This is a genomic window from Serratia sp. HNCC26DJ244, assembly GCF_057180565.1.
Genome location: NZ_JBXUGO010000005.1, coordinates 133,428 through 160,093 on the forward strand (window position 1 = coordinate 133,428; position 26,666 = coordinate 160,093).

Consider the following 26,666-nt stretch of genomic DNA (forward strand, 5'->3'; position numbering starts at 1 on the left):
AACAACGTCATAACTACAATTGGTGCGCTTTACACAGACAGGTAAAGCGCCCGATTTAAAAATTATTGGCAAGGAATATTCCTATGAAATCTGACAGCATTTTTGAAAGAGTTCACCAAATAAAGCACGCTGAATTAACAAAAGAAAACTGGTTTGAAAAACAACCAGGAAAACAAATGAAGATTGGCTCTTGGGAGTTTATGTTAAACCAGCCATCCTCTTCATTCTGGGTATACTTCTTAGGTTTGCTCGTGACCGTTGCGGGTGTCAACTTCCTGGTCACCCAAGACGATCAACTATCAAGATATTGGTGGGGTATCTCACTGGTTCTTTGGGGTGTGGGCGCCATTATTGCAGGCACCAGTTATCAAGCATTAGGCTATGAGCTGAAATGCGCCAGACGAGAAACCTGTTCATGGACCACCTGGTGGGAAATTATTTACCTTATTTTCCAACAGTTAAGTATGAATGCCATGACGGTTGCCATTGCCTATTCATGTACCACCGGGATCTACCTGGAAATACTGATTTGGTACTCAATCGTGGTATCGATCATTTATCCTATTGTTGTTTTGTACGGCGCATTTAAACCTAAAAAATCGCTGATTACATTTGAATTTATGATACAGGTTTCACTGCCAAGCTTTATTTTGTTCTGTATCCTAAATTTGGTGCGTTACTTCATGCATGGCCACACCATGGATTTGGTTTTAATGGGTTCATGGGTACTTATCTACCTGTCTTGGTGGGGTTATGATAAATACTACAAAGCTGGCATTACCGACCTGCTCTGGAAAGGCGGCAAGTGGTTCTCTGAAAACGATGTACTGCACGTTATTTTAGTGATCTGGGGCTTCTATATGCTATTTGTGCTGCCACCTTTCATTAAAGATTATGCGAGTTTTGTGAATTAAAAAAGCAATCTAAAATCGGGTTTAGCCGTCATCAATGACATTTCGACAAACGGATAATGTTGATTGACGGCTAATACCAAAAAGGCAATACATTCGCAATTACAATAATTCTGCAGCACGACTTATCCAATCAACTCATATTTTAAGCCTATTTAATCATTCTTGGTCAATTTACCCAACTAATTAACAATGAGAGTTGTTATTAATTGGCTTTCCAAAAAAACAGGGGAACATATGAATAATATCTCCAGCAGGAGGACTGGCTCATGCAACATTTAACACCGCAGCCAATCCGTATGGACGATGTGCCGTTAAATCGTTTCCATATTAAGATCGCTAGCTTGACGTTTGGCGCTCACTTCACTGATGGTTATGTTCTAGGTGTCATTGGTTTTGCATTGGCACAAATTAAACCACAAATGGGGCTTTCACCGTTTTGGGAAGGGATGCTGGGCAGCTCGGCATTAATCGGGTTGTTTATCGGTAGCCTATTTCTTGGCTGGATCTCGGACTACCTGGGCCGCCAGAAAATCTTTAGCTTCAGCTTTGTCATTATTACCCTCGCTTCTGCCTTGCAGTTTTTTGCCACCACACCAGAACAGTTGTTCTTCTTGCGTGTCTTGGTGGGTATTGGCCTTGGGGGGGATTATGCCGTAGGCCATACCATGTTGGCAGAATTCGCCCCGCGCAAACATCGTGGGGTGTTACTGGGCTCGTTTAGCGTGATCTGGACGTTTGGCTATGTCGCTGCCGGTTTTATGGGCCATTTCCTGACAGAATTGGGGCCGGATACTTGGCGCTGGCTACTGGCCTCTTCGGCTGTGCCAGCATTGGTTATTTTACTGCTGCGTATTGGCACCCCAGAATCACCACGTTGGTTAATGGGTAAAGGCCGGAGTGAAGAGGCGTTGGCGGTGGTGCATAAGCATTTTGGTGCTAATGTCATCCTCAGTGATGAGGCGAAGGTGACGTCTAAACAGCGGTTTGCTTCACTGTTTGGCCCGAAATATCGTCGTCGTACTGCGTTTAATAGCCTGTTTTTTGTTTGTTTGGTGATCCCCTATTTCGCTATCTATACCTTCCTGCCGTCAATTCTCAATGTGATGGGTTTGGATAATAATTTCTCAACCGATTTGTTATTGAATGCATTGTTGGTTGTCGGTGCCGTATTAGGGATTGCGTTAACCATCATTTTTTCACGCCGTGGTTTCCTGATTGGTTCGTTTTTCTTCCTCGCAGCGTGTTTAGTGATGTTAGCCCTGATCCCCGCCCATCAAACCCTTGGGCTGATCATCACCTTTGCGAGTTTTACCCTGATCATGTCGGCGGTCAGTAACTTGGTAGGGATATTCCCCGCTGAAAGTTTCCCAACCGAAGTACGTTCGATGGGGGTCGGTTTTGCCACCTCAATGAGCCGTTTGGGCGCCGCTATCGGCACAGGCTTATTGCCACTGGCCGTTGTGCATTATGGTCTTGCCACCACCACCCTCATTTTGGCGCTGGTCTTAGTCTTTGGGGCCATTATCTCCATTGCCTGGGCACCAGAAACCAAAAATTTAACGTTGGTAGATGCGGCTCAAGGGGGCTAGTCTGCCCGTTACAGACTGACGCAACGGACGGTGAACATCTCACGTCTCTAATGCCAATTAGTGGAAACAGGGATAAACCTGTTTCCACTCAACGTGGGTTTCACCGGATGCCATTGACGCAATAAACTGCGGATATAGAACCCACAAAAAAGATAACCGTCAATTTTTTGTGGGCATAACACCCACCACTTTAATTAATCCTTATCATTACAAAAGCTCACTCAATAAGCATTACCCGATCGATAACGAACGATCGCCGTCCAGTCTGAAAGAGGCGTGACCGTTGCCAAATTTCACCACTGCCCCAGATAACAAGGCATCAAACTCCCACGGTGTTGGCTCAATACCCACCGACTGGAGAAAGGTGAGTACTTTCGCGTTTATCACATTCCCCTTGCCAATCAAGCAAAGCTTTTTGAACACCATCTGCCAGCTTCATTTTTTAAAAAAAACTCGCATTATCATAAACATCTCTATAGGCTGCTTGAAGCTATTGATAAGCAAGACGTTAGAATCTTAAGATACGGGATGAATAATGGAATATTGGCTTTGGACTGGTTTGTTGATTTTCATGTTTATTATCTACAAACAAATAAGTGCCTTATCTGAGTCAGTCAAATACATTCGTGAAGAGCTCACCAAGCTATCCAGTCAACGCCCCCAAACGTTGTCAACGCCTGAAGTGGCCCCTGATATTGCGGCCCAGGAAGAGCACCAATCCGCCAGTGCGCTAGAGGAAGAGCAAAACGTTGTCACCCTGCCAGACTTCCCCGCTACCGCATCCGATCCTTGGTCATCCGGTCGTCCAAACCACTGGGATTTCGTGCAACTGAAAAAGCAGGAGCAGATTGAAGCCATCGCTGCGGCCTATGCGGCAAAAGAGCAGAGTGAACAGAGTGCACAAACCACGCAGGCAGCAGAGGAGACTACTAGCAGCGAGGTGCTTCAACCACTGGATCAACCCCAAACTATCTCGCAGACCGTCAATGAAGAGCCAGCCCACATTCAACCGACTGTTCCGGTGCCGGACGTCTGGGTCAAGTTGGATAAAGTGCTGTTTTCACTCGATGCCGAAGAAAGTATCTGGAAACGTCTCGAACAAGAGTTTGCCGCCCGTTGGATGGTGTGGATCGGTGGTGTGATCATGGCCCTGGGCGTGATTTTCCTGCTGAAAGCGGGCAGCGAACGCGGGCTGTTCGGACCGACATTACGGATCTCCGTCGCTACCGTGTTGAGTCTACTGATGGTTGCTGGGGGTGAATTACTCCGGCGCTCTCGTTTTCAATTGCCGTTAGCGAATGCCCGTTACATTCCCGCCGCACTCAGTGGCGCGGGGATTATCGGCCTATTCGCCTCAATGCTGGCCGCTAAATATCTCTACGATATGTTCCCAATGCCTGTGCTGATGCTATTACTCAGCCTGACTTCGCTGCTAGCAATGGTACTGGCTTTATGGCAGGGGCCATTTATGGCCGCGTTAGGGCTCCTTGGGGCTTACACCGTGCCGTTATTTGTCTCAACCGGCAGTGGTAATGTCACCGGGCTATTGGCCTATGTGTTCCTGGTCAGTTTGGCCTCTATCGGACTGATGAGCCGGGTTTATCGCCGCTGGTTATGGCTGGGAGCAATGGCGGGCAACTATCTGTGGCTATTTATTTCTTTAACCATGGCCACCGAAGAACACCAGTTAGCGCGTTCATTGTTCCTGCTAGCAACCACTTACGGATTCCTTGCCTGGCCACACTTGGGGTGGTCACTCAAAAGCAAAATACGTTTCCGCAATAATGACTGGACGAACTGGCCCAACGCACTACTGGATCCCCTATTTACTGGGTTCATTGCGGCGTTCTCACTGTTTGCCTTAACGGTAGTCGAGAACTATTCATTACTGGCCTGGGCCACGCTGATTCTGTTCTCTATCAGCCTGCTATTGATCGCCAAACGCTCCCCGTCATTGGATCTGTTTGTCCCAGTGGTCGGGGTATTAGCCATTTCTCCCTTTGTTAACGCAGTCGCGCTCTTTACACCAGAAAGAGTCTGGGTCAGCTTATTAGGGGTGAGTCTATTAGCGCTAATATGCGGGATATATGGCATCTACCAGGTCACCAGACCGGTTTACCGTAAACTTTGGTGGGCGGCGTTGTCTGTACTGGTACCGATGTGTACCGTGGCAAGTACTTATTATGCTTGTCGCAATAACTTTGAGCCGTTCTGGGTTGAGTACTCTCTGCTGGCAGTTTGCCTGGTGATGTATATCGCCTGGAACATGTTCAGTGATTTGTACGCCCGCGCATCAGAGCTTCTGCGCTCAATCTACCAGATTGCCGCTCAACTGATGTTGGCCTTTGCACTATTCATCTGTTTCAGCCAGGTTACGCTCACCCTGTTGCTGGCGGCTCAACTGCTGTTACTGGTACTCTGGCAACGTTGGCGTCAGATTTCATTGCTGCCCTGGATTTTCAAGATACATGCCATGTTACTGCTGGCACGTTTATCACTGAACCCCTTTATTATTGACTATGCGTCGCCCTTGCATATCGCTTCCGTCACCATTCCCTGGACGCTATACGGTTTTGGCATTCCGATTCTCTGCCTGTGGTTGAGTTCACGTTTGCTTCCTACCCGGCGCGGTGACGATACCGCCAATTGGTTAGCGGCCAATGCCATTTACCTGCTGGCCTTATGGATTAATGTCGAGCTACGCCACTTGTTGCATGGCAGCTACCATCTTTCCCTGGATTTCGCCTCTCTTACTGATTGTGCATTGCATGGCGTCACCTTCGGCATCATGGCGTTGGCCTATGGTTATCGCGAACGGCTGGCGGATTCACTGCGTGATATCTACCGTTGGGCAGCCCAAGCCAGTGCTGTTCTGATGCTGCTCATGACAGCAGCCTGCCTGCTTGCCTTTAACCCATTGTGGTCAGCACAAAGTGTCGGTAGCCTGCCGTTGCTGAATATGGTCACCGTTGCCTATGCGATCCCAATGCTATTCATGTTGGTTGCGCTAAAATTCTGGCCAGATCAATGGTTAACAGTACAGCTAAAGCCTTATGTACTGGGCGTCACAGCTCTGCTGGGAATGGTGTTCATTACCTTAACGGTTCGCCAGTTGTGGCATGGTGCTCGGTTGGATAGCCCGGTGGTGTATAGCGGTGAACAATACAGCTACTCACTGGTGTGGATGCTGACGGCCATTGGCATGATGTACGGCGCAATACATTGGTCAAATGACAAGGTACGCCTCGCCTCGCTGGGGCTGCTGGCATTAACGATCGTCAAACTGTTCCTGTGGGATATGTCTGGCCTTGAAGGGCTTTATCGTTCCGCCTCATTCCTGGGCCTCGGCCTGTGTCTGGTGGCTGTCGGTTGGTTCTATCAGAAATTTGTCACCATGAAAATTGCTGAAGCCCCCACCGCTGAAGATACGGAGAGCACCGCCGGGCAAAATTAGCCTGCGCGGAAATAAGTGCCCCCCCAAGCCATTCAGGTTGCCAGATGGCAGCTTGAGTGCTTGGGGGGAGATAACCTGCGGTGTTGATCATCTCCCGCCCCCAACCGATTTTCCATTGAGTGAATCTTATTTTCGCATTTGTTTATTGACAACCGAACTTAAAGAAAATACCGCTGAAAAAAAGCAAATAAGGGCAATAAAGCAATAGAGCAATAGAGCAATAGAGCACAAACGGGAATGTCACACCGACTCCGGGGCAAGAGTGATTGAGCGCCCCTGATTTTTCGTTATAGTCATAACAACCAGTAAAATACATCTCATGTAATTGGCCGATTGTCCTGAAAAAAACCAAAGTGGCAAAAATAAATACCAATAATAGTATGACGGTTATTTTCCCTTGATTTTTATCATCAGGTCCATCTTGCTCTTCTGGTTCAGAGGCTATGGGCTCATCACCAAGTAGACTTTTTTGAGGATAAGCAGCTCTGTTTTTACGAATCAGCTTTCTTCTTCTTTGTTTTTTATTCAACGTATAGTTCCTTGACAATTGATATAGGAAACACCAAATTCGATCACTAAGCAACGGTCTCCCATATTGTGGAGCGGAAATTAAAGATTAATGCTGCCGTTAATCACCGTCACCGTTTGGCCACCAATCCAGATACCCTCTTCACGATACTGGACCGTTATACGTCCATAGCGTTGAATGGCAGTCCCTTGACGAGCATGATAATCATCCCGCGATCCGCGCGCAGCGAAATAATGCGCCAAGCATGCATTGGCACTACCAGTGACAGGGTCTTCTGTTAACGCCCCCTGCTCAACCATCAAACCCCGAACTTCAAATTGCTCAGCACCATCGTTACTTGGCCCGAAAGGCATCAGACCATTCACCTGCGCATGTTTCAGTAAACGCTCTAAGGCGCTCACATTGGGCTTAACATTTAACACGGCTTGCGCCGATATCATCGGCACTAACAGCCAGCGAATCCCCATATCGGCGATAGTCACCGCTTGTGCGGCATCCAATGCCTCTTGGTCAAATACAGTGCCAATCAACGCATCGTCAAATGGCGTGAGAACTACCTCTGGTGCCATAAACGCCAGCGCCCCTTGAGGATCGATCTTGATGGTAACCAGACCGACACCGCACTCTTGCACGATCTGACTCGCCGTTTGTGGTACCAACCCCGCTTCCAGCAGCGCATGGGCGGTACCCAACGTAGGGTGCCCGGCAAACGGCAACTCACCGTCAACGGTAAAAATACGCACCCGATAGTCGGCCTGTTTATCGGTCGGGGTTAACACGAAGGTCGTTTCTGATAAATGCGTCCAGCGGGCGATGGCCGCCATCTCGTCATCGCTTAATCCGTTGGCATCCAGAATAACTGCCAACGGATTGCCGCTAAAAGGCAATTGAGGGAAAACATCAACCTGCTTAAACGCCACTGTTCTGGTCATAACCCACTCGTTAGTTATATTTTGCCAAAGCGTGATTTTTCACCCCAAGGGCTCACTCGTTAAGCGGGCTAGTATATCACTTTGAGGAAAATTGCCCCGAATGGTGCTAGCTGAGCAAGTGAAGAAAAGAAACCAATCTCCCACCAGACTGAACAATGCTCTTCGTGGTACCCATAGCTCAAAATGGTATAGCTAAACGCTGTTATGTACGACGCCTATAATCACCATTTTCCCCTCCAGCAGAGGAATCTATTTCCCTTCTAATCTATTTCTGTGTTCCGGCTTGCCATAGGCGCGACCCGTTTCAGCATCAAGTGGATTAGCTTTAACCAGTATCCATCTGTTAATATCGTTTTTGGCATGTTGGGCTGTCGCGGCTAGTTTTTGGCGAAAGTCATTATACCAGTCCTTCATACCGCCTAATAATCCACCACGAAAGATCAACAGCCTCTAGGACAATATTTATTAAATACCTACCGATGAAACAGGAGTGCACGGAATGAAAAAATGTTGGTATGCGGTTTTGGGTTTAGTTGCATCAAGTGCGGTACAGGCGGCAAGCATTAATGTCCCCATTCATCAAGTCAGTGCCGAAGGAATAGGACAAAACATCGGCCAAATCACCATCAGTGAAACCCCTTATGGTTTGTTATTTACTCCACAGTTAACAGCGTTACAGCCAGGTGTTCGTGGATTTCATATTCATGAAAAAGGCAGTTGCGAACCCGCAATGAAAGACGGCAAAGCCGTTGCTGCTTTGGGGGCAGGTGGTCATTTTGATCCGGCGAAAACAGGCAAACACCTAGGCCCTTATGGTGATGGCCATCTGGGTGACTTGCCAGCACTCTATGTAGATGCCGATGGCTCATCCACCTATCCAGTGCTAGCGCCAAGATTGAAGCAGATTAATGAGGTAAATGGAAAAGCCATCATGGTGCATGCAGGTGGTGATAACCATTCCGACCATCCCAGTCCTCTTGGCGGTGGTGGAGCACGATTTGCTTGTGGTGTGATCAAAGCATAGTTACCTCCCTAGATTCTTAAAGCATAACCCCTGGACAACACCATGACAGGGGTTAACTATTTATCTCACTTTCCGATAAGCCAATACCTAAACCGTGCTGATGCTGTGTTGAGATCAACCGCTTGTGCTGCACTTGTCTTGTAATATCATCCATTCGATCGACTACGTGATGACGATTATAAAAGGAGACGTGCGACTTGCTTGACGCCTCGGATTATGTGACTTTAGTATGCTGATGAGTTAAATGGATTTTTTAATCACCTCCAAAGGGTTGATAATTGACATGACGTGGTACAAAAATAGAATTTTTCTCGGCGCTATTGTCCTCATAATCGGTATCAGCATTTATTTTATTGTCACAATAAGTGCAAACAGACCTGCTCATAGTAATACTGCGCCAGAAAAACAGGCGGCACTTACCGTTAATATCGAAGTCCCCCGACAACAGAATTTACCACGCCAAATCAACGCCAATGGTAATATTGCCCCCTGGCAGGAAGCGATTGTCAGTAGTGAGGCTGATGGGTTACGCCTGGCAGAAATTTACGTCAATGTTGGCGACCGCGTTGGTAAAGACCAACTTCTTGCGCGTTTTGACCCCGAAACAGTCGCCGCTGACCTTGCCCAAGCAGAGGCTGCTTTAGCTGAAGCTCTGGCGAATAAAGACGAAGCCAGCACGAATGCACAACGCGCACGCCAACTGAAGAATACCGGTGCACTCAGCGAATTGCAGATCGACCAATATCTCGCCGCCGATAAAACAGCACGTGCTCGCGTCCAACAAGCTAAAGCGCAAGTTCAATACCAGCGGTTGCGCATGGAAAAAACGCGCGTACTGGCCCCTGACGACGGCATTATCTCAGCGCGAAGCGCAACTGTTGGTCACGTCGCCAACCGTGGCAACGAGTTATTCCGGCTGATCCGTCAAGAGCGCCTGGAATGGCGCGCAGAACTGACCGCCGCAGAATTACCCCTCCTCAAACCGGGTATGAGTGCCGTATTGCGCACCACAGCAGGAACCGAGCTCACAGGCCGCATCCGCGCCCTGGCCCCTTCACTCGACCTGCAAACACGCAACGCCATCGTCTATGTCGATATCACCCCGACGCAGCAACAGCAGCTCGGGGTAAAAGCGGGTATGTTTGCCCAAGGGACGTTCCACGTCGGTGAAATATCAGCGCTTACCGTTTCACAATCTGCTCTCGTCTCACGGGAAGGGTTTCACTACCTTTTTGCTGTTAATGAAGCGGGCAACGTCAGCGAAATTAAAGTCGAGATCGGTCAGTTATATCAAGGGCGGTTTGAGATCCTCACCGGCCTGCAGCCTGATATGCGCATCGTTACCAGCGGTGCCAGTTTCCTCAATCACGGCGAAAGAGTGCGCGTTAACCCCCTCCCCACAGGGGAAACAGCACAATGAATCTCTCTACCTGGTCTATACGTAATCCCATCCCTGCGGCTATGTTGTTTGTGCTACTCACCGTCGCTGGGCTCATCAGTTTCCGTAGTATGAAGATCCAACAGTTTCCCGATATCGAGTTACCGATGGTCACCGTCAGCGCCGCCTTGCCGGGCGCTTCGCCGGAACAGTTGGAAAACGACGTGGCGCGCAAACTGGAGGACTCCGTGGCTTCCCTTCAGGGGCTAAAGCACATCTATACCAAGATCTCCGAAGGCGGCGTTATTATGACGCTGGAATTTCAACTGGAGAAACCGGTCCAGGAAGCGGTGGATGATACGCGTTCAGCAGTACAGGGTGTGCGCTCTGATCTCCCCAGCGATGTCCGTGATCCTGTGGTACAACGTGTCAATCTGTCTGGAACGCCTGTGCTGGTTTATGCGGTGCGCTCAGAACATTTGGACGAAGAAGCACTGTCATGGTTTGTGGATAACACCCTGGTGCGCAGCTTGCAGGCGATCCGCGGCGTCGGGGCCGTCAATCGAGTCGGGGGCGTCAATCGTCAGGTCCAGGTGCTGCTCGATCCATTAAAGCTAGAAAGTCTGGGGGTGAGCGCGGCACAAATCTCGCAACAATTGCGTTTAGTGCAACAGGATGCCCCCAGTGGACGCGCCGAGCTTGGCAATAGCGAACAGACTGTTCGCACCCTAGGAGGGCAACACTCCGCCAAAGAGATCGCTGCACTACAGATCCCGCTTATCGATGGGCGTTACGTTCGACTCGATCAACTCGCTACTGTCACCGACACTGTGGCTGAAGTCCGCTCTTCCGCCTTTGTTGACGGCAAGCCAGTTGTTGGATTTGAGATCGTGCGTAGCCGCGGGGAGAGCGAGGTAGAAGTTGGCGACGCTGTCGAAAAAGCGTTGGAAAAAATTAAGGCAGAATACCCGCATCTGATTATCACCCAAGCATTTGACTTCGTCAGCCCAGTCAAAGCGGAGTACAACTCATCACTCAATCTGCTGTATGAAGGCGCGTTGTTGGCGGTGTTGGTCGTTTGGTTTTTCCTGCGCGAATGGCGGGCTACTTTTATTTCGGCAGTGGCGCTGCCCATGTCAGTGATTCCGGCTTTTTTTGGTATGGCCTTGCTGGGGTTTTCTATCAATGTGATCAGTCTGCTGGCACTGTCGTTGGTGATCGGGGTTCTGGTTGATGACGCGATTGTCGAGATCGAAAACATCGTGCGCCACTTGCGCGGTGGTAAAACCCCCTATGAAGCTGCGATAGAAGCCGCCGATGAGATTGGCTTAGCGGTGATTGCAACCACGTTTACACTGATCGCCGTTTTCCTTCCTACGGCGTTTATGAGCGGTATTGCAGGCAAATTTTTCAAAGAGTTTGGTTGGACGGCGTCGATCGCCGTTTTTGCTTCGCTGGTCGTTGCGCGCATTCTTACGCCCATGATGGCCGCTTATATGCTCAAGCCCTTAGTGGCAAACGATCGCGATCCAGCCTGGCTCACCCACTATTTACGCATCGTCAACTGGTGTACTCATCATAAAGTCAAAACGCTGCTTTCTGTCGGGCTATTCTTTATTGCATCGCTGATGTTGATCCCCCTGCTACCTTCTGGATTTATGCCGCCGGATGATAACTCGCAAACTCAAGTGTCTGTTGAGCTGCCGCCAGGGTCGACCTTAACCCAGACTGAAGCGATGGCTGAACGGGCTCGTCAGTTGCTCAGTCAGGTACCTGAAATACGCAGCATCTATACCACTATTGGCGCCGGAAGTGCGGGAAGCGATCCCTTCTCCTCCTCCCTGGTGGAGCCGCGTAATGCGACCTTGACCATCCAACTCGTTTCGCGCGATGAGAGGGAGCGTAAACAACCTATTGAAGCTCGCATCCGCGATCTCTTAACGCAATTGCCCGGGGTGCGTACCAAAGTGGGCCTGGGTGCATCTGGAGAGAAATATATTCTGGTGCTAAGTGGTGAAGATCCGCGCAGTTTGATGTCCGCCCAACAGGCAGTGCTACGGGATTTGCGCACTATTCCGGGGTTGGGAAATATCGCCTCCACCGCCAGCCTGGTCCGGCCGGAAGTGGTCATTCGTCCTGACTTTGCCCGCGCAGCGGATCTGGGGGTCAGCAGTGCCGCTATCGGAGAAACACTGCGGGTCGCCACGTTGGGGGACTATGACATGTCGTTGCCAAAACTGAATTTGCCCGAAAGGCAACTGGACATCGTGGTGAAACTGGATGATGCAGCACGGCAAGATATAGAATCATTAAAACGTCTTATTATCCCCGGAACTAAAGGCCCGGTGATGCTCAGCCAAATTGCAGATATCTCGATTGCAAGCGGGCCTGCGGTGATCAACCGTTACGATCGCTCACGCAATATCAATCTGGAGATCGAACTTTCCAATGTTCCGTTAGGTACTGTGGTCAATGAGGTTAAAAAACTCCCCTCAATACAGAATTTGCCCGCTGGGGTGAAAGTGGTAGAAGTAGGCGATGCTGAAACCATGAGCGAACTCTTTGCCAGCTTTGGGTTGGCGATGCTGATCGGCATCCTCTGTATTTACATCGTGTTAGTGCTGCTGTTCAAACATTTCCTACACCCGGTGACCATCCTTGCCGCACTGCCTTTCTCTTTAGGGGGGGCCTTCGTCGGCCTGTTAGTCGCAGGGCAAAGCTTGTCAATGCCTTCACTGATTGGGTTGATTATGTTGATGGGGATTGCCACAAAAAACTCTATTCTGCTGGTGGAGTACGCTATTGTGGCGCGGCGCGGCAATGATGGCAGCGACGGGCGGCCAGTCGTGGCTGCCAAACCGCGCCAAGAGGCACTGATGGATGCCTGCCATAAACGGGCGCGCCCTATCATCATGACCACTGTTGCCATGGGGGCCGGTATGTTGCCCATTGCAATAGGGCTAGGCAATGCCGATCCCAGCTTCCGTTCACCAATGGCAATTGCCGTCATTGGCGGCTTGTTGACCTCAACCGTGCTGAGCCTACTGGTGATCCCGGCGATATTTTTATACGTTGATGACTTTAGCCAGTGGTGTTACCGCAAATTCACTAGAAAACCGTCTTAGCCAAGGTTAAAAGCGGGTCATTAAATGGCCCGCTCAGATCCAAGCGTTTCAATCCACTAACAGAACTAAAACCGACTCTAGCTTGTATTGATACCGGAGGGGTATTTATAGCCCCCCCCCAATGTGCGCCCATCATTGCCTTGTTCAGGGGGGGATTACCTCACGACATCATGTTTAAAAAATCACGTTTTGTCGACATATAGCTAGAACGTGTCGATGTCATCGACCTATTCCGGTCACATGTTTAAAAAAAATCAATTTATCGACATATTCTAAGATGTATAACCTAGGCTATCTCAACCCAACTACAACCATTCTCAAGGCTCCAACGAGGATACTGTGACCCTGCCCTCGTCTGCTAACTATTTGACTTGAATAATATATATCATTCGGAATACACTCATTAGCCACATTAATTCGCGGTAGGCAGTAGTGATACTTAACCAAGAAGCGCAATACATCAATACTGCCGATTTTACTGATGCGCTATTACTGGATACCTGGCTGCTCCCCTTGACGATTATCAATGGCCAATCAGTCACCATGAATGTGCTACTACACGAGTAGTGTATGGAGCGGGTTCAGCAGGTATAAGACAAGCTGACGCAGTAAGCGAAATTAAGGATTAAAACGGATGGGCATAGCAGACTACATCATTGAAAGCGGTAAATACGGTGCATACAACCACTACCAGCTCAGACTGAAAAAACTCAATCAGGAACGCCCGGATATTCAGATTTCAGTACTCAAATTCTCTGGTGTGGAAGCCCTCAGCCAAATCCTGCGTTATGAAATCGAGTTCACCAGTGCCACCCCCGATATTCCTGCCAGCCTGCTCATTAACTATTCCGCCGAACTGCTGATGTACCCCGATGGCAAACCGTTTCAGAAGCTGACGCCGCGTATTATTCCCGGCATTATCACCCAGTTCCGCCAATGCAACACCTCCGCCGATGAAACCCGTTACGTGGTGACACTGGAACACCGGTTGGCCCGGTTGACCCAAGGCAACAACAGTGCGGTGTACCTGAATGACAGCATCATCAGCATGACGGAAAACACCTTGCTGCGTTACAACATGGATCGCTTCGATTTTCGCTTCGCGCTGAATGAGCAGTATCCCCTCAAGCCGATGATGATCCAGTTTGGCGAAAGTGATTACACCCATATCGCTCGCCGCCTGGCAGATAGCGGCATCGCTTATTACTTTGAATACGATGAAGAGAATAACTGCGATGTCATGGTCCTGGCCGACCACTCTCGCGCCTGGGTAAAAGCACTGACTATTCCATACCGCCATCCTGCAGGATTGTTCGACGGTGGGCTGGAATCGGTCTGGGAGATGTCGGTCAACCGCAAAGCCATTCCAAAACAGGTGATGGTCAACGACGACTATTACCCCAATGCGCAAAGTGACATGAAAGCTATCGCGCAGACCAACCCCGACTACCCCGCCCTGGTGGCCGAAGATTACCGCTGGGGGGAGAATTACCCGGAGCCAGGCAAAGAGTACAGCAATGAGCCCGGGCAGGGTATGTGGTATGCCAAGCGTCGCCAGCAACGTTACCTGACTGAGCAAATCACCTTTGAGGGTAAATCCAACTGCATGATGTTGCGCCCAGGGATGGTGATCACCACCCCCGGCAAAACCTGGCCGGAAGCCCCCAACGGTTTGTTGATTGTCTCCACCGAGTCTAAAAACATTGCTCGTGATACCGCCTATCTCATCGCCTTTACTGCGGTGCCGCTTCAAATGCAGCAGCCCTATCGCCCACCATTACTGCCATGGCCAACGGTAAGCGGCACGCTGCCCGCGCGCATATCCAGTGCTCACCCGGATGAACCTTACGCCCATATCAACGCTGATGGCCTCTACCGGGTACAGTTTGGTTTTGACCGTACCGAATGGCAAAAAGGCTTTGAGAGCTGCTGGCTGCGCCTGGCCAAACCCTATGCTGGCGATACCTACGGTTTTCATATGCCGTTATTGGATGCCACCGGGGTGGCGATTGCCTTTGAAGGGGGGGATGTTGATAGACCCTACATCGCTTTTGCCCTGCACGACTCGCGTCACCCGGACCACGTTGCCCTGCCCAATCACAAACGCAACGTGATCAGAACACCTGCGCAAAATAAAATCAGGTTGGAAGATCAACGGGGTAAAGAGCACATCAAGATTTCCACGGTCCATTCGGGGAAAACCTGGCTCGGATTGGGGCACTTGGTAGACAGTGGCCGAAAACAGCGTGGCGAAGGGTTTGAGCTGCAAACCGGTGGTTGGGGCACCCTGCGTGCCGCCAAGGGGCTGTTTATCACCACCGATTTGCGTGGTGATGCGGCCGCCAAACAGCTGGATATGCAAGAGGCCAAACAGCAGTTAAAGGATGCCATCACACTCACCAGTTCCCTGCGTGATGCCGCAGAAGTCGCCAAAGCGGAACTGGCGGATTTGACCGCACAAAAGCAATTGCTGATGCAGGCCATTGATGAGATGAAGCAGGCCGCGGTATTGGTGAGTGCCCCAGCGGGGATTGCGCTGACCACACCGAAAACGCTGCAACTGAATGCGGAACAGAACCTCAGCTTCACCGCCCGTCAACAGGCAGATATTTCCGCCTTAAAACGCATCACCCTGGCAGCAGGGAAAACCATCAGCCTGTTTGCCCGCGAAGCCGGGATGAAACTGTTTGCCGCCAAAGGGCAGGTAGAGCTACAAGCACAAAGTGATGAAATGCACCTCTCCTCCCTCAAGGATATGACCATCAGCAGCCATGGGGGTAAAACCATAATTGCCGCTAAAGACGAACTGCTGCTGACCTGTGGCGGGGCTTTTATCCGCCTTAAAGGTGGCCAAATTGAGTATGGCAGCCCCGGTAACCAGACGGTCAAGGCCAGCAATTGGGTAGTCCAGGGGCCGGAAAACATGGATATCACCCACCCCACCTTCCCGCAAAGCATCCCGAAACAGGCGCTGCGCTTTCAGTTGGGCGGCTCCCCACAAAGCCCGGGCAAGGTGCGCGCCAACGAACCGTATAAACTGTATGCCAACGGCGCACTGGTGCAGCGGGGGCTAACGGATGCGGACGGTAATATCGAAATCGAACACCAGATCCCAACGCAGAAATACAAACTGGAACTGATCAGTGGTGAGCATTTTGATATCAATATGATCAATGAAGGGCAGGATAAACCAGAAGATCAATTGGCTCTTGACGGTTTCCGGGCAATTAACCCAGGGCAAACAGAAGACAACACAAAACTGGGTAACACCTGGCGAGACACATTCCATCAACTGCTCAATCCCTCACGGACTGAACCTAAAGAATAATCACGGGACATGAAGATGATCATACCTACCCCTCAGACCTGTAATGTCGTACCGGGCAAAACCACTCAGGCGAAGCATACCCTGCAATGGTTACCGGAAAATACCGAATACCCCCCTTGTGCCGCTGCCTACGCGCCCTTAATTAATGGTGAGAATGCATTTGGTGCCGTTGCCCGGGCCATAAAACAGGCCAAGAAAAGCCTTGATATCATTACCTGGGGCTTTCAGGCTTCAATGTATTTTGAACGCCATGGTAACGGGAAGATGATTGGTGAATTACTGGAAGATGCGGCTAAACGGGGAGTTCAAGTGCGGGTGCTGGTGTGGTTTTCCCAGACAGGGCAGATGCTTGACCCTAACTTCCCGGGTTGGGAAGCTTATCTGCCCGATGAGGCGCGCCACCAAGGGGGAACGTTTGAAACCCAAGACGAGATCTTTGCGCGTAATAAACGACGTATTGAACAACAAAATGTCACTCTGCTGGCTACTGGCAATAAGCTTGGTTACGAAAAACCAGAACAATACGAGTTCGATAAGTATTGGCACTACCGTGCTGCCAATGGCGATATCGGCAATCTCACTGTTCGCCATCGGCAACTCCATTGGATAGCCGATGCTACCAGCATCAAGTCGCGTTTGGCAGAACTCAGCCCTTACACGGTGAAAGATGATTCATCCATGATGCGTAAAGTAGCCTTGAAGCTGGGCGCGACCCACCATCAGAAAATGGTATTAGTGGATTATGAAGACCCGGACCTAGCGGTGGGTTTTATGATGGGGCACAATATGTTGTCTCAATATTGGGACACTGATCAGCACCTTGCGCAACAATCCACTTATGATCAGGGGCGCGATGGCCCAACCCCCTGGCAGGATATCTCTAGTTGTGTGTATGGCGAAGTGTTGAAGCATATGAATGACAACTTCGTACAGTCATGGGAAAAAGATACCGGTGACAGCACGCCAAAAAACCAACGTGCGGCGATCACCAAAGATATTTTTTACCCCACCGCACCACGGCTTGCAGCAATACAGGAACGCCTCTCATTGCCTATTCCCCTAAAGGCCACCATGGGGATTATCTGTCGCACGCAACCGCAGTATAAACGCTATGCGATCCTGAAAGCCTATATGGAAGGGATTAAGCTGGCGCGGAAGTATATCTATATTGAGAATCAGTATTTTCGTTTTCAAGAAATTGCCGAGGAGCTGAAAAAGACAGCCATAAAATTGGCTGAAGAGGGGCGTGACTGCGATAAACATGGCTATCTGTATCTGTTTGTGGCGACCAACAGCACCGATAAACCAGAAAAAAAGGAGTACCCCTCCAATGAGGTCGGCGGCTATCAAACCTACAAAATGCTGGATATCCTGGGCCGGGCTGATCTAGTACCTAATTATGCCAAGAAAGACAAAAAGTCAATATTGCCGATTAAGGCCCAAAATATTCCGGGTCTAAAAACACAGATTTGTACGTTGGTTTCAGCAAATTCACCTGCAGAACATTGGGTGCCAGTGTATATACATAGCAAAATGATGATGGTGGATGACACTTTACTGATCCAAGGCTCTGCCAATATCAATTTACGCAGTATGGCATTTGATAGTGAAATTGCCATTGCGCTGCAAGATACCGACCAATCCAATATTATTCCAGTGATGCGTAGAGAAATATGGACGTTACATACCAAAGGGTTAGGTGTGGGGGATGATCCCAGTGATGTATTTGATAAATGGGGAGATATTATTTCAGTAAATAAAAAACGCAAAGGAGCTAAAAATTCATCACCATATGCTCCATTAATTGAATTTCATGATGGTAATGAAAAACTACAACGTTTGGATTAACAAGATGATAAACAGTAGAAATAACTATATTTTTATCATGCTAATAGTAGGTTTATTTAGCGCGTGTGCGACTAATGGGGCGAATAAAATGAGTAATCTCAGTAAAGAAGAAAAGCTGGCTTTCACCTGTACCCAAGAGGCCACCCACTTGCCGCCACTCGATCCGCAGGCTGATATCTGGTTTAAACAGGCACGGGCATTAGAAAAGGCTGATGGGCCAAAGAATTATACTGTTATTGGAGCGCTATACCGCCAAGCTATGGCTAAAGACCACTATAAGGCCATGCGTAACTTGCAAGATCTCCTGCTTGAAGGATTAGTACCCCCAGCAGCCGGGAAAACTGCTGGCGAAGAAGCAGTCGAGATTGTTGAACAGATGATCAAACTCAATATTCCCGCGGGCTATTATGCAATGGGCTACTATCTGGAGAATGGCTATGGAGTTGAAGTAGATAAAATGGCCTCCCTGGCTTATTTCCGTAAAGCAGCGGATTTGGGGAGTCCCGAGGGACAATATGCGATAGGAAAGCTATTTTTGACACAGGTTTTATCTGATGGACAGGATAATCCGACTTATCGTCCTGATATTGGTAAAAAAATGCTCGAATGCTCAATTAACCAAGGATTTAACCGTGCTGCGGAAGAACTTGCTGAGCATTATATGGTCGTTGATAAAAACTATCCTATGGCAGTAAAGTATTTTCACATATCAGCAAAACTTGGTGGTAGAGGTGCACGCTGGTTAAATGAAGCATTTAAAAATCCTTCCCCTGACAACTTATATTATTTGGCTCTACCGCCAGACCAGGAAAGATCTCATCGTTATAAATTGATTGCAGAGGAAATAAAAAAAACCCCCTCTGCCCGCTTCCCGGATATTGATAAAATTGTTCCGCTGCCCCCGGCCCCATTGCCGGAGTGGGATGGTACATTTGAATATAAAAAGCAGCAGCAACAATAAGGGCAAATGGAATGAATAGTATTCAGTGCCAACGAATAACAACAAGGAGAGCCTTATTCTTGGTACTGGGTGTCGCCTGCCTGATGGGGTGTAGCCAGCAAACCTCTGCTGAATTCAAGCAGGTGGATCAGAGCAAAGAACAAAAGCTGGCTTTTACTTGCACCCAGGAAGCCGATCATTTACCGCCACGGGAACCCCAGGCCGAACAGTGGTTTAAACGGGCACGGGCAATGGAAAAAGCCAATGGCCCGAAAGATTTTGCCACTATTGGCGCACTGTATCGCCAAGCCGGGGCCAAAGACCACCCGATGGCGTTACGCAACTTACAAAACCTGATCCGTACCGGTTTGGTGGCACCACTGCCGGGGAAACGCCCTTCAGAAGAAGTGATCGAAATTGTTGAGCATATGATCAAACTGAATATTCCCGCAGGCTACTACGCAATGGGGGTCTATTTAGAACGGGGTTACGGAGTTGAAGCCGATAAAATGGCCTCTCTAGCTTATTTCCGCAAGGCGGCGGATTTAGGGAGCCCTGAGGGACAGAATGTGATTGGAGATCTATTTTTGTCGCAACGATTACCGGATGAACAAGATAATCCAGCTTATCGTCCTGATATCGGTAAGAAAATGTTGGACTGTGCATCAAATCAAGGTAATGCAGATGCTGCAATGAATATTGCTGGTCACTATAAAATTGCTGAAAAAAATTATCTAATGGCTTTAAAATACTATCAACTTGCTGCAAAAGCTGGTGGTAGAGGAGCATATCGATTAAGTGAAGCATTTAAGAACCCGGCACCCAGTAACTTATATTATTTGGCTCTACCGCCAGATCAGGAAAGATCCCATCGCTACAAAATGATTGCCGACGAAATTGATAGTAACCCCTCAGCCCGTTTCCCGGATATTGATAAAATTGTTCCGCTGCCCCCGGCCCCATTGCCGGAGTGGGATGGCACTTTTGAATATAACAAGGATAGTAAATGAACATTTATGTCGTTATTGCTTTAGCTTTCTTCTCGACTCCATTCGTAGTGATTGCTCTTTGTTTATTTATTGCTTTGTTCTTCGTAAAAAAAGACACCCATAAGAAAATAATAAAAAGGTTATTATTCATTGACCTGTTTGCATACATTATTGGCCTTGTTTGTTTTTTAAACAGCTAAGAGGTTTTATGTTCTCATCCATTCGGCTAGGCAACAAAACAAACCCAGATAGTGAACTGAGCACGGTTTCTAATCCCAGACCTAGGGAACATTCCGCACTCACGGGTGATAATAATCAGTCCAATAAGGGATTTACCATGTCGTTGATACAGAAGCTAAAATTTACCGCCAAGTGTTTTTTGCCTTTATCACTATTGGCTATCTTATCCAGCAGTGCTTATGCCAGTGATGACCTGTATCCATTAGTGAAGATAGGGAGGAAGCATGAACCCTATCAGTTAATAAAAAATGGCGTGGTGGTTGATGGGAAGCTGACTGGTGAGGATGGTATCATTTACACCAATGCACATGATGAAAAAAAAGAGGAATATTGGATAGTCACAATGCTAAATGACCACTTCGCTATCAGTTTTAATAAAGAAGGCAACGCAACCTATTTTCGCTTCCCATCACTTGATACCGGCACTAGTATTCAAAAAAGTTACGACACCAACTATACAAATAATAATTATCTTTATTTAAAGACGTATGGCAAGGAGGGGGCATTTAAAAAAGAACCTTACTGGATAGTTGACAACCAAAAAGTGACAGAGTCCGGTATCAGCGATGACACGGGGTATTTTTACTCTAGAAAACTACTGTCTAATCAACGAGATCAACCTTTTATCGTTTTACTGTGCTCTGGGGCGGCATTTTCGGTCGAAAAAGCCAAGGCTGATGACAAAATGTTTTCATTAAGTAGTCATTTTAAAGTCAGTTACGCACAGGATCAGGCAGTTAAACTTAGCCCAGAAATGGTCAAACAATGTAATCAAAGTGAACTGATTAAGTATGCCAATGAAGCGGGTCAATTTAATCATGGGCTTCCCTTGTTGATGATCGGTGTTGGTGAAGGGCCCACGCCTGATGAACAGAAAGCGGCTACTGAACGACAAATAGCGACAGACAATAAACAGGCCGATGATGAACAAAAAGCCTACGACCGTGGTGAAACCCATTTTTCATCTAAGACTGAAATTGCCCCTACCGGTAAGTGCCCAGCGGATTTGTTGGGAACATTTGGTATTCCTGCCAACTTACCAAATAAGAATGTGATTGAAATAGCCCATGATGTTTTTTTCTCCGCAGCTACCCAACCAGGCGATAAAGCCTTTAAAATTTATCAAGATGGCAAAAATTACTATCGCCAAGGGATGAAAAGCGGCACGATTTCACCAATAAATATCAAATCAGGCAAGGCAGAAAAAACGACCGTTATTGATGTATTTTGGCGGGACTCGCCAATTTGTATCGCGGATACTGGCGATGGGAGGTATATCTATCAAGTTGATTACAGGAATATCTCGAATGAGTACCTCGAGGAATTCCGTAGCTATCTGACTCAGTTGTGGGGCATTGAACCCTCACTGGATGATCTAAAGAATGTACATTACTTTTTTGCCTATTCTGTTTCAGAGGTTGGTGTTGGAGGTTACAGTCTGGTGATCCCCCTACAACGTATTTCACTGTAAAACTGAATTTATGGGCAGGTAAACTGCCCATAATGAATAGTCTTAAAACGCAATGCAGCTGCACATTGAGGTTGTCAGCCTGACCACCGCAGGTAAGAATGCAATATGAATTGGATAACCTCGCCACTGATAGCTGTACCTTTCGCGCTCAGGCACAGCGACTGCGACTATTCCTGAACGTCATAACGCTAGCCATGCTGCTCTTGGCCAGCATCAGCAAAAGCGATGTGTTAGCCGAATTGCGTCAACCGCAATTCGGTAACCACGAAAATTATCGCCTAAATATTGCCCGTTATATCAATAATGTCGATGTTGACCAGATACGGCGACGGGTTTTGAGCGATAATCATCAACAATATTAATATGCTATCGAGAAAAGAAACAGGATATTTGATGCGTGCATTGGTTCGATTGGGTGACAAAACAGACCACGGTGGCGAGGTGATCACCGCATCCGGCCCGCAGGTGTATGGCAAGAAAGTCGCTTTGGTGGGTGATAAAGTGCAGTGTCCACAAGATGGACATGGCGTAAACGCCATCTTGCCCGGCCAAACCCGTATTCATATCGGTAACAAACAGGCCGCCCTCCATGGGTTTAAAACCGAGTGTGGTTGCACATTGATTGCCAGCCTGAGCAATGCGGGTGAGAACTGAAGATGAATTGGACCGTTCCCCCACTGCTTGACTCGCCAACCCCTACCGCACCCCATGCCCTACGCTGGGGAATTGCCCTGCTCATCATGCTGGTTGGCGGTTTTTTCCTGGCGGTCTACCTGCTCTCGCCTGAAGAGTTACGCGACAAACAACAGTTGCTGTTAATGGCGTTAGGGACTCCCCTGCTCCTCTGGTGCCTGTTGCTGGGTGGCAGGCTGGTGGTCTATGGCTTGCAAAGTGCCCGAGTCAATGCCCGCAATCAGCTCTGCGCCCAACGGCGTGCACAATGGAAACATTGGGCCAACCAACGGCTGAATCTACTGGCATGGGGCCGCCAGACCACCTTGGGGCCAAAGGACCACGCCATGATGATGAGTGAACAGCCGCCAGTCAATCAAGGTAATCGCCTCGCCTTCACTGAGTTTGCCAGTTTACCCCTGTGGGAAAGCCGTTCACAGTTGATTGCCCGTTTGTTGCAGCCAGTGAGTGAGTTCGTTCAGGCTCATCCCGGCACGCCCCCCCTGAAGGTGTTGTGGCAAGTTGCCCCCTCCGCCATCAATGAGCTGGACTGGCCTCAATTGCTGGAGCAGGAAGCCCAGCGGTTAGCATTGCCCTTAGCCACCATTGCCCCTTTTGAGCCGCACGATTTTACCGAATGGTTGCTCACCGCCTACGACCAGCCATTGGATGGTCTGCTGTGCTTGCTGTTTATTGATGTTTCCGATACGTCACCCGCCAGTGAAGAAGCAGCGTCGTTATTGCTGGCCTCCGATGCGCTCTGCCAGCAAGAGAAACTCCCCACCACAACCCGCTTGTTGCGCCCGTTGTTGACCCCGGCTAGCACACTGCCTCAGGCCATGGAACAGTTATGTGGGCAACAGTGCCCCTCAGCCAAGTTAAGTGCTGGTTGGCAGGCTGCACTACCTGGCACATTGCAAGAGAAAATATCGTTGGCCTGCGCTGAACTGAACATCAAGTTTTCTGCCCGGCAATGCTTTGATACTGACAGTGCCCTGGGTGTTCCCGGCATTGCTCGCTATGCCACACAGGTCACGCTGGCGGCTGAACGCAAAGGTGATAACCTGCTGTTCACCGCGCATCAAGGGCAATGCTTGCTACAACAATTACGCCATTCTTCAGGTAGTTTGTCATGATAGGTCTGCTGGTCGTCCTGATAGTCATTGGCATCATGACGTTTTCTTCGCCGTATTTTTTGCCCCCGTCGCTGGCTTTTAACCCGGGTCAATCAACCCTTCTCGGGTATCTGCTTATCAGCGCCGTCTTGGTAGTCATCTATCTGCTGGTTGTCTGGTGGTATCGTCGCCGTTCCCCCAAGGAGCTGGACCGCGAGGGGATGGTAGCCCCACCAGCGCTGTTGAATGGCAATGAAGCGCCGCCAATAGTAATACGGGACTTCTCGCCAATGGCACGTCTGCTGCGTGGCCGCTACGGCTACCGCTGGCGGCGTAAAACACCGTGGTTGCTGGTCATGGGCGAGGTGGCAGAGGTCGAACAGGTCAGCCCAGGGCTCACCGAGCAGGGCTGGTTGCTGGTCGGCCACGTCCTGTTGCTGTGGGGGGGACCACTGGCCAGCGGCGGTCATGCACATGACTTGCAGGCGCTGCGCCGGTTGCGTCGCCATCGCCCGGTAGATGCGTTGATTTGGGTCAGCCAGGCCGCACAATACCGCCAGCCCGCCTATGCCGATGCGGTTTGTCGTGGCTATGAACAGGTTAGCCACCTGTTGCACTGGGCCGCCCCAGTCTATCTGCTTGACCTGCGCCAACTGCGCTGGCCACAGCCGGAACGCCCGGAACAGTTGGTCGGAGTGATGCACCATCAACGTCTGACGCTCGAGTCTCTGGCCTCGCGCATTGAGGCCCTGATCCCGGTAGTTCGTGCGCAGGGTATGGCACAGATTAATGCCAAGCTGGACCATACGTTTTTGCTGCAGTTGTGTAACGACCTGCAACCCGGCCCGGTGGCATCGGTTGAGGTTTTCTCGCCGCTGCTTGCCGGGGTTGACCCGTTGCCGTTATATGGTATCGCCTTCTCACCCCCACTGAGCCCACACAACTACACCCCACATGAACAGGCAGGTTCCCCTTTCTGGGGTGAACTGGCCCGGCAGATTGTGCGCCAGGCAGGTCGCCCCGTAGGTATCACGGCCCCCGTTGTGGCTCGGTGGAGTGCCGCTGCGGTGATGGTCATGTTCACCCTGGGCCTGATGGTGTCGGGGGCCAGCAATTACCGGCTGGTCACGCAGGGAGCCGAGCTGATACAGCAGGCCGAGTCCGCGCCCTCAGTTCCTCTGTTATTCGCATTGCAACAACCGCTGGAGACCTTGCTGGTACAGCAGCAACAGGGTACACCGCTGTACCGTCGCTTTGGCCTGGATGTCACCGACAGGCTACTACCGGCACTGTGGCCAGCCTACACTCAGCTCGCCCAACGGTTTATTGTACAACCCGCGCAGCAACAACTGGTCAGCGGGTTGGGCTCCGCCCAGCCAAGCTATGATGGCCTGAAAACCTACCTGATGCTGGCACTTCCGGCGCATACTGCCGACCACGACGACCAACGCTATTTTAGCCAACAGATGACGGCGCTGTTGCCCACTGTCACCCCCACGGCAGTCACTTTCTTTACGACTCAATTTGCCCAGCACCCGGAGTGGAAAATCACCCCAGACAGTGCCAAGGTAGCCCTAGCCCGGAACACATTACTGCGCAATATGAGCGGCGCGGAAGCCGAGGCACAGCTCTATCAGACACTGTTGGCCCGTGCCACACGCAACTTCGGTAATCTCGCCTTGCCACAGTTACTGGATGGGCTAGAGGCTGATGGCATGTTCTCGCTGGATGCCGAAGTCCCCGGCAGCTTTACTCGCCAGGCGTATGAGGGAGCGGTATCCCCGGCAATTGCAACCCTGGTGGCCAGCCGTCAGGAACAGGTTGGTTGGGTACTGGTTGAACCGGGCCAGACGGTGGAGGAGTCACTGTCACCCCGTGCGCTCGGTGCCCGCTTGACGGCTCGCTACTTCACCGACTACGGCGTGGCGTGGCAGAAAACCCTTAACCAGTTGAAAGCACAGCCATCTGACAACAGAGAAAAGCAACTGACGCTGGCGGCGGACATCAACCGTTCACCGCAGATGGCCTTAATGAAACAGTTGGCCTGGCAAGGGCTGGCTGGCAGCCCGAACGAAAAACAGAATGAGGTGAACCCAGCCCTGTTACCGGTGTTCGGTGGGATAGTGGCGATGGTCTCTGGCCGGGGAGCAGACAAGGGGCTTACCCTCTCGACCTGGCGTTCACAGGTCACCAGCCTGCGTGACCGAATGCGTAACCTCTCGGCGGCCACCGGCGGCGAGGCAGCGTTATCGCAATCTGTTTTCCGCGGGACGCAGGTGGATAGCCGGATTGCAGAACTGCCCGCTCGCCTGCGTACCCAACTCGGTAACGGCTGGCAACCCATGGCTCAGGCGCTGTTTCTCGCCCCGCTGGATCAGACCTGGGAAGGGGTGATGGCTGGCGGTATCAAGGGGATGCAAGTACAGTGGCAGCAAGAGATTGCAGCCCCATGGCAACAAGCCTTTGACCAGACGTTTCCGTTTGCCGACAGCAAGCAAGAAGCCTCACTGGCCCTGCTCAATGAGTTTATCAACCCGCAAACCGGCAAGATTGCCCGTTTTATCCACCAATACCTTGAAGGGGTCCTGGAGTATAAGAATGACCAATGGCAAGTGGCCGATAAACTGCCGCCGGGGATGAAGGTCAGCCCGCAGTTTTTAACCCAGTTGAACCACCTGAACCGTTTGGGCCATACCCTCTATGGCGGCAAATGGGGGGTTAACTTCCAGTTGCAGGCCAATGCCGTGCGGGATGTGGTCAAAACCGAGTTGAACATCGACGGGCAACGGGTGGTTTATTTCAATCAAATGCCACTTTGGGAAGATATTCAGTGGCCAGGGGAAACCTACCGCCCTGGCGCATCAATCATCTGGACCAGTACCCAGGCCGGGGCGCAGTTGTATTTTGACGCCCCTGGCACCTGGGCGTTTTTCCGCCTGTTGAAAAAAGCCAAAATCACCCGGGTGGACGATACGCACTATCAGTTGACCTGGGTAACTGACGACGGCCAGCCGCTCAGTTACCAGATGGCATTTACCGCCGGGCACGACCCGCTGAGCTTGTTGTCCCTCAATGGGTTCCGTTTTCCCCGGCAGATTTTCCTTTAACGCAGAGAGCG

19 protein-coding genes are annotated in these 26,666 nt (G+C 50.1%); 16 read left to right on the forward strand and 3 right to left on the reverse strand.

The annotated features are described in order from the left end of the window. Positions 1-83: 83 nt before the first annotated feature. Entirely contained in the window at positions 84-914 is an 831-nt protein-coding gene (locus AC2A06_RS06200; RefSeq protein ID WP_037386595.1) for a hypothetical protein, read from the forward strand. A gap of 266 nt (positions 915-1,180) precedes the next feature. Then, positions 1,181-2,503 carry an MFS transporter gene (locus AC2A06_RS06205; protein WP_484379710.1) on the forward strand — a complete coding sequence of 441 codons (1,323 nt, stop codon included), beginning with the start codon at positions 1,181-1,183 and terminating at the stop codon, positions 2,501-2,503. 231 nt (positions 2,504-2,734) lie between these two features. Here the strand turns inward: AC2A06_RS06205 and AC2A06_RS06210 are convergent, their stop codons facing one another. Beyond that, the gene (locus AC2A06_RS06210) at positions 2,735-2,890 is read right to left on the reverse strand and encodes a hypothetical protein (RefSeq protein ID WP_484379711.1); all 156 of its coding nucleotides are present in this window, start codon (positions 2,888-2,890) and stop codon (positions 2,735-2,737) included. Positions 2,891-3,038: 148 nt separating this feature from the next. Here AC2A06_RS06210 and AC2A06_RS06215 point away from each other — a divergent pair, with 148 nt between their 5' ends. Then, positions 3,039-5,957, forward strand: coding sequence for a DUF2339 domain-containing protein (locus AC2A06_RS06215; RefSeq protein WP_484379712.1), 2,919 nt, complete (start codon positions 3,039-3,041; stop codon positions 5,955-5,957). A 142-nt stretch (positions 5,958-6,099) separates the two neighbouring features. On the opposite strand, the gene AC2A06_RS06220 is transcribed toward AC2A06_RS06215, so the two are convergent. Continuing rightward, complete coding sequence (locus tag AC2A06_RS06220) at positions 6,100-6,486, reverse strand: hypothetical protein (protein ID WP_484379713.1); 387 nt, start codon at positions 6,484-6,486, stop codon at positions 6,100-6,102. Positions 6,487-6,566: 80 nt separating this feature from the next. Beyond that, positions 6,567-7,418: a PhzF family phenazine biosynthesis protein gene (locus AC2A06_RS06225; RefSeq protein WP_484379714.1), complete on the reverse strand. Its 852-nt coding sequence runs from the start codon at positions 7,416-7,418 to the stop codon at positions 6,567-6,569. Positions 7,419-7,917: 499 nt separating this feature from the next. Between AC2A06_RS06225 and sodC the strand changes: the two genes are divergently transcribed. From sodC to AC2A06_RS06290, 13 genes are all read left to right on the forward strand, one after another. Then, complete coding sequence (gene sodC, locus AC2A06_RS06230) at positions 7,918-8,442, forward strand: superoxide dismutase family protein (protein ID WP_023490590.1); 525 nt, start codon at positions 7,918-7,920, stop codon at positions 8,440-8,442. Positions 8,443-8,725: 283 nt separating this feature from the next. Continuing rightward, positions 8,726-9,862 carry an efflux RND transporter periplasmic adaptor subunit gene (locus tag AC2A06_RS06235; protein ID WP_484379715.1) on the forward strand — a complete coding sequence of 379 codons (1,137 nt, stop codon included), beginning with the start codon at positions 8,726-8,728 and terminating at the stop codon, positions 9,860-9,862. Next, the gene (locus tag AC2A06_RS06240; protein WP_484379716.1) at positions 9,859-12,945 is read left to right on the forward strand and encodes an efflux RND transporter permease subunit; all 3,087 of its coding nucleotides are present in this window, start codon (positions 9,859-9,861) and stop codon (positions 12,943-12,945) included. Before AC2A06_RS06235 ends, AC2A06_RS06240 begins: the two co-directional genes overlap by 4 nt. A 432-nt stretch (positions 12,946-13,377) precedes the next feature. Further along, positions 13,378-13,512, forward strand: coding sequence for a hypothetical protein (locus tag AC2A06_RS06245; protein WP_484379717.1), 135 nt, complete (start codon positions 13,378-13,380; stop codon positions 13,510-13,512). 67 nt (positions 13,513-13,579) lie between these two features. Then, positions 13,580-16,273, forward strand: a complete 2,694-nt coding sequence (locus AC2A06_RS06250; protein WP_484379718.1) for a type VI secretion system Vgr family protein — start codon at positions 13,580-13,582, stop codon at positions 16,271-16,273. 15 nt (positions 16,274-16,288) lie between these two features. Beyond that, the gene (locus AC2A06_RS06255) at positions 16,289-18,121 is read left to right on the forward strand and encodes a phospholipase D-like domain-containing protein (RefSeq protein WP_484379719.1); all 1,833 of its coding nucleotides are present in this window, start codon (positions 16,289-16,291) and stop codon (positions 18,119-18,121) included. A gap of 88 nt (positions 18,122-18,209) precedes the next feature. After that, entirely contained in the window at positions 18,210-19,082 is an 873-nt protein-coding gene (locus AC2A06_RS06260; protein WP_484379720.1) for an SEL1-like repeat protein, read from the forward strand. Between the two features lie 11 nt (positions 19,083-19,093). Beyond that, complete coding sequence (locus AC2A06_RS06265; protein ID WP_484379721.1) at positions 19,094-20,071, forward strand: SEL1-like repeat protein; 978 nt, start codon at positions 19,094-19,096, stop codon at positions 20,069-20,071. A 187-nt stretch (positions 20,072-20,258) separates the two neighbouring features. Further along, positions 20,259-21,761 carry a hypothetical protein gene (locus AC2A06_RS06270; RefSeq protein WP_484379722.1) on the forward strand — a complete coding sequence of 501 codons (1,503 nt, stop codon included), beginning with the start codon at positions 20,259-20,261 and terminating at the stop codon, positions 21,759-21,761. A 98-nt stretch (positions 21,762-21,859) separates the two neighbouring features. Next, entirely contained in the window at positions 21,860-22,123 is a 264-nt protein-coding gene (locus AC2A06_RS06275) for a hypothetical protein (protein WP_484379723.1), read from the forward strand. Between the two features lie 31 nt (positions 22,124-22,154). Then, positions 22,155-22,415: a PAAR domain-containing protein gene (locus AC2A06_RS06280; protein WP_484379724.1), complete on the forward strand. Its 261-nt coding sequence runs from the start codon at positions 22,155-22,157 to the stop codon at positions 22,413-22,415. 2 nt (positions 22,416-22,417) lie between these two features. After that, entirely contained in the window at positions 22,418-23,569 is a 1,152-nt protein-coding gene (locus AC2A06_RS06285; protein WP_484379725.1) for a hypothetical protein, read from the forward strand. Next, entirely contained in the window at positions 23,566-26,655 is a 3,090-nt protein-coding gene (locus AC2A06_RS06290) for an ImcF-related family protein (protein ID WP_484379726.1), read from the forward strand. Before AC2A06_RS06285 ends, AC2A06_RS06290 begins: the two co-directional genes overlap by 4 nt. The last annotated feature ends 11 nt before the right edge of the window (positions 26,656-26,666 follow it).